We start from the raw sequence: 1693 nt of genomic DNA on the forward strand, positions 1-1693 counted from the left end.
CGTCACTCCGGGGAGCAACCTGCACGCCTCTTCCATGGCAGCGGGGTCGAAAGCCCGAACGACGGCACCCGCCGCCTGGAGGGCGGGAATGACATCGAGGGCGACGCTTTCACGCATGTCGTCAGTATTCGGCTTGAACGAAACGCCCAGAACGGCGACGGTTTTCCCCCGCACGTCGCCACCGGCCGCGGCAATGACCCGCGAGGCCATGCTCCGCTTGCGCCGATTATTGATATCCACAACCGTCTCCACGATACGTACCGGCGAACCGGCCCGTTTTGCCGTTTCGATCAGGGCCAGGGTATCCTTCGGGAAGCATGACCCGCCATAGCCCGGACCCGCGTGGAGAAACTTTCTCCCGATACGGCCGTCAAGGCCGATTCCCCGCGCCACGTCCTGCACATTCGCCCCGACCCTTTCGCACAAATCGGCCATTTCGTTGATAAAGGTGACCTTCGTCGCCAGAAAGGCATTGCTTGCGTATTTTGCAAGTTCCGCCGTTTCCAGCGTGGTCTGCACAATCGGCGTATCCAGAAGATACAGGGGCCGGTACAGGGCGCGGAGGAACGACACCGCCTCTTCGCTGTCCGTGCCGAACACGACACGATCCGGCCGCATGAAGTCACCGATGGCCGAACCCTCCCTGAGAAACTCGGGGTTCGAGGCCGTGGCGAAACGGGCCGACGGATTCGCCTCGCGGATGATCCTCCCAACTTCCCTGGCTGTGCCGACGGGAACGGTGGACTTGGTCACGACGACGGTGAAATGATCCGGCGTCAGGTAGGCCGCCGTGTCCCGAGCGGCCTGGTAAACATGGGTGAGGTCCGCGTGGCCGTCCCCGCGGCGGGATGGCGTGCCGACGGCGATAAAAACCGCGTCGGCCCCGACTTCACATTCCGGCAGGCTCGACGCGAAGCTCAAGCGGCCGGCGGCGACGTTCCGGGCCACCAGGTCGTCGAGGCCGGGTTCGTAAATCGGCATCACCCCGTCCCGCAGTCTCGAGAGCTTTCTCTCATCCGGATCGACACAGGTTACATCCACGCCGAATTCGGCGAAGCATGCCCCTGAAACCAGGCCGACATACCCCGCACCGAGCATCACAATCCTCATGCCCCCACCTCCTGTCCCTGTTTGTTTTATGCGCAGACTATATAATCGATCGGGGAGGTCAAGGCAAGGTGCATCCTCGCCCCCACGCCTCTCCGCCCCCAATGCGTTACGTTTAAGACTTCTCACATTCGTTCGAAGTGACAGGGGGGCGTCATTTCTGAGGAACCACCCCATTTTTATTTAGAGAGGCATCCAGCCACGTCATTGCGAGGCGCGCTCACCCATGCCATTTCGAGGCGCTCCCGCCTATGTCATTTCGAGTGGCGTCCACTATGTCATTTCGACCCGGCGTCAGCCGGGGAGAAATCTTGTCCTTTACGCCATCCCAGGACGTTTAGTTTAAGATTCCTCACCCGCCTCCGGCGGGATTCGGAATGACATTTTAAGGTTGCGGCAGCCCGGAATGAGATTTTAGGGCTGTGGCAGCTCGGGATGGCATTTTAGGGCTGCGACGGTTCAGACATAATGTTTAAAAAAGGCGGCAAGCTCTCAATTTGGATGGTATCTTTTGTTTTCCATAACAAAAACATTCAAAGGAGGCTTGCCATGGGCATTGTAAACAAACTCGATTTTACCGGTCAAC

1 protein-coding gene is annotated in these 1693 nt (G+C 59.3%); it reads right to left on the reverse strand.

Going from position 1 to position 1693, the window contains the following annotated elements; genetic code table 11:
• Positions 1-1110, reverse strand: a 1110-nt coding sequence (locus GX147_07375; protein NLN60513.1) for a UDP-glucose/GDP-mannose dehydrogenase family protein, incomplete at its 3' end; no start/stop codon positions are given.
• Positions 1111-1693 lie beyond the last annotated feature (583 nt).

This window comes from Deltaproteobacteria bacterium (genome assembly GCA_012522415.1).
In the GTDB taxonomy this organism is placed as follows: Bacteria; Desulfobacterota; Syntrophia; order Syntrophales; family JAAYKM01; genus JAAYKM01.